The sequence below is a fragment of the Microcystis sp. LSC13-02 genome (assembly GCA_002282935.1).
Classification (GTDB): Bacteria; Cyanobacteriota; Cyanobacteriia; order Cyanobacteriales; family Microcystaceae; genus Microcystis.
Genome location: MTBT01000330.1, coordinates 15064 through 18260, shown reverse-complemented (window position 1 = coordinate 18260; position 3197 = coordinate 15064). Strand labels below are relative to the sequence as shown.

Genomic DNA, 3197 nt, shown 5'->3' with positions numbered 1-3197 from the left:
ACTATGTTAGTCAGATTATCAATGATAGTGAAAACCTCGTGGATGCGGTGAGTAAAGCCTTAAGGCATTTGTCCTAACCAACTCGCTCTCTCCTATAACAAAAATTTATGGCTCTCTTGTCTTTCGTGTGATAAGTTTGATTAATCGATCGCTAGTTATTCTCTGTGTCCTTTGTGTCTTTGTGGTTCATCCTTCTCTTCTGGCAAATAGGGAATAATAAAATGTATTCAGTGATACATTTTACCCGACTAACCCAAGAGAGCCAAATTTATAATCTCTGGCGAGAAACAGAAAAAAATATTAACTAATTCCCTAGGATATAGATAAACAGGATAGTATCAAAGAAGTTTTCGTTACTATCAAGGAAGATAATATTTGCCCTTCCGATGAGATAGCCGAAAATCCATTGCTTAAATCTACGCTCCAATAGCTATGTTCCACAAAAATAAATTGTTAGCATCCGCTCTTCTGTCGGCACTTTTTGCTGTGCCTATAACTACTAGCATTCCCGTACAGGCTGATGTTATTAACCCCAAGCTCAACCTAATCGCTCTCGGCAATAAGGGCGAACTAATAAAATCAGGTAATTTTCAAACAATTGAGCGAAAAACTTCCGGTGATGTGCGCTTAATTCGGGAAAGAAACGGACGACTATTTATTGATTTTGGCAGAAGATTTCGTACCCAAGAGGGAGCCGATTTATTCGTCATTTTATCGGTATCCGAGGATTTAAAAAATGCTCCTGTCCCTAATGAGACTTATTTTACCGTTTCTCCCTTACTGCGCTTACAAGGAGAACAAAGATATATTCTTCCCGGGGATTTTAATCCCGATATCTATAAATCTGTGGCGATTTGGGATCGTCAGAATAATGTTATCTATGGGGCAGCAACCTTGAAATAAACGATCGAGAAAGGCAGTGTTATTATGGGAAACTGACTATCTCGTGATGGTAATTTCTCTAATGTTACCTTTTTTGCTACCCATTGCCCAAACTCCCCCTAGTGTAGAAATAATTCGACCGGTGCAGGTGCGTCCTTTACCGAATCAACTAGATCAAGTTCCCGTTTTTAATAGCAATAGTCCCGAATTATTGCTAGGAGAAGGGATTTTGCTTTCGACTTTCCCCCCCCAAGAGAAAAGTTTCCCCTCAGCCCATTTAAATTATGCTTTTCAGGGACGCTTTGATATTTTTGCCCACCATATAGCGAGGGGGAATTTTCCCGATAATTTACGCACCCTTTATCTGGGTATATTACTCCACAATCCCAGTCCTAATCCCGTGACTGTTACAATTTTGCAGGGGGCTAGTTATTTGAGTCAACCCGATGCAGCTTTTATCGATTTACCTGCACAAGTGGAAAATAATCAGGGGACGGTTTTTGCTGGGCCGGGAAGTCGGGTAATGACAGATATTTTAATGGGGCAGCGTCAGGATATTTTTCCCGATCGGATTATTATTCCCCCCGGGGAAAGTTTTATGGTCTTAAATGCAGCGATTCCCGTGCGCGATTTGACTCCCCCTTTAAACGGTAGATCCACTTATCTCCGTCTGGAAAGTGACGGTCTTCTCTACGCTGCTAGTTTAGCTCTTTATGCACCTTTAGATGAAAATGGGACGGAAAGACCACCAAATCTGACAGAATGGGAAAATTTGCTAGAAAAAGGCGATTTATCGACTCCGCGGGATCGAGCGCCCACTCCTCCCAATAGTCAAGGACAGATAATTTATGGACGGGTAGCGGGGGTGTCCCAAGGTTCAGCTTGGCTGGCCCGATTGGTCGATCGAGCTTCTTTATGGTTAAATATTCCTGATTCTGGTCAATCTATAGCCTATGGGATTAGCACCCTACCCGGAGGCAAACTGGGAACGGAACAAAATCAAAGTGCTACCATGTTAGTCCGCTATCCCGATACGGCCTATCAAGCTCATGGTAATTACGGTGTGGAATATAGGTTAAGTTTACCTCTATTTAATCGCAGTGATGAGGCGAAAACAGTGACTATTGCGCTAGCAACACCGATTAAAGAGGATATTATTCGGCAGGGTTTGCGTTTTCTCGATCCAGCTGCCCCACAAGTGTTTTTTCGAGGAACGGTAGCCGTCAATTATAGCGATGACCAGGGACAGGCACAAAGGAGATTTTTCCATCTCGTCCAAAGACGCGGACAAGAGGGGCAACCTTTAGTGACTCTGACTATTCCTCCAGGGGATTGGCATATAGTACAGGTAAATTTTTTATATCCACCAGATGCAACTCCTCCGCAGGTCTTAACGATTAAGACCGAGTAGAACAAGTTTAAAATTGGCCGTTAACGATCGCAATATTCCATTGACCGTCTTGGTTGGTTTCAAAGGCAATTTGGCGACCATCACCGCTAATGGTGGGATTACGGACGCTTCCCCGCAGGTTAGCGGTTAACAGGGTTGCACGGGACAGGGAACGATCATAAACCATGACATCACTTTTGCCGCGTTCGCTGGAGACATAGGCAATTAAACGACCGTCAGCATTCAGAGATGGCTGATCTTGGCTAGAATCGCCACGATTTAGGTTAGGGAGATTAACTAAGCGCTTTTCTTGCAGATCGAATAAATATATACTACGACGACCGGAGCGATCGGAAGCGAAGGCTAAATAGCGACCATCAGCACTATAACTGGGGAATTGATCGGGAGCAAAACTATTTAAACCACCGGCGGGAACTTGAGGAGTGATCAAGAGAGGGGAATTACAGCCACTTATCCCCGACAACAGCCCAAAAGAGGCCAAAAATCGCCCCAGCCAGACAAAAAAATTTTTTTCTTTCATCTTGACTTTTGACCCCAAATGTGCTAGTAACTTTCTTCCTTGCCGACGGTTTTGAGGGTAAGTAGTTGATTGCCTTGACTAAGACTATCAGCGATCGCTTCTCGAATCGGCAGGTCAATACTGGTTTCAGCGAGGATTTCTTGGGCTTTTTGCCGCAAATCTGCCCCAGTATCGGCATCTACTTGGTCTAGATCGAGTAATTCCTGCGATAGCTGTTCGATCGAATTCGGGTTAGTCATAGCTCAGGCTCCCAACAAGCTTAATTACAAATCCCATTTTGACACTCCTGGGCCTAAAGGCGTGAGGATTCTCGAAGCTCATCACAGCCCTTTCTGGTTTCCCTTACTTAGGTCTTACACGATTATGTCTGAACCGAACCTACTA

4 protein-coding genes are annotated in these 3197 nt (G+C 43.9%); 2 read left to right on the top strand and 2 right to left on the bottom strand.

Annotation, left to right across the window (positions count from 1 at the left end; genetic code table 11):
* Positions 1-486 precede the first annotated feature (486 nt).
* Together BGL89_RS20585 and BGL89_RS20580 are read left to right on the top strand one after the other, a co-directional pair.
* The gene (locus BGL89_RS20585) at positions 487-903 is read left to right on the top strand and encodes a DM13 domain-containing protein (protein ID WP_286827397.1); all 417 of its coding nucleotides are present in this window, start codon (positions 487-489) and stop codon (positions 901-903) included.
* A 46-nt stretch (positions 904-949) separates the two neighbouring features.
* A complete protein-coding gene (locus BGL89_RS20580) occupies positions 950-2293 on the top strand; it encodes a DUF3370 domain-containing protein (protein WP_286827398.1) in 1344 nt (447 codons plus the stop codon).
* Positions 2294-2300: 7 nt separating this feature from the next.
* Here BGL89_RS20580 and BGL89_RS20575 read toward each other — a convergent pair whose 3' ends face one another.
* Complete coding sequence (locus BGL89_RS20575) at positions 2301-2813, bottom strand: TolB family protein (protein ID WP_286827396.1); 513 nt, start codon at positions 2811-2813, stop codon at positions 2301-2303.
* Positions 2814-2836: 23 nt separating this feature from the next.
* Positions 2837-3052, bottom strand: coding sequence for a hypothetical protein (locus BGL89_RS20570; protein ID WP_002737387.1), 216 nt, complete (start codon positions 3050-3052; stop codon positions 2837-2839).
* Positions 3053-3197 lie beyond the last annotated feature (145 nt).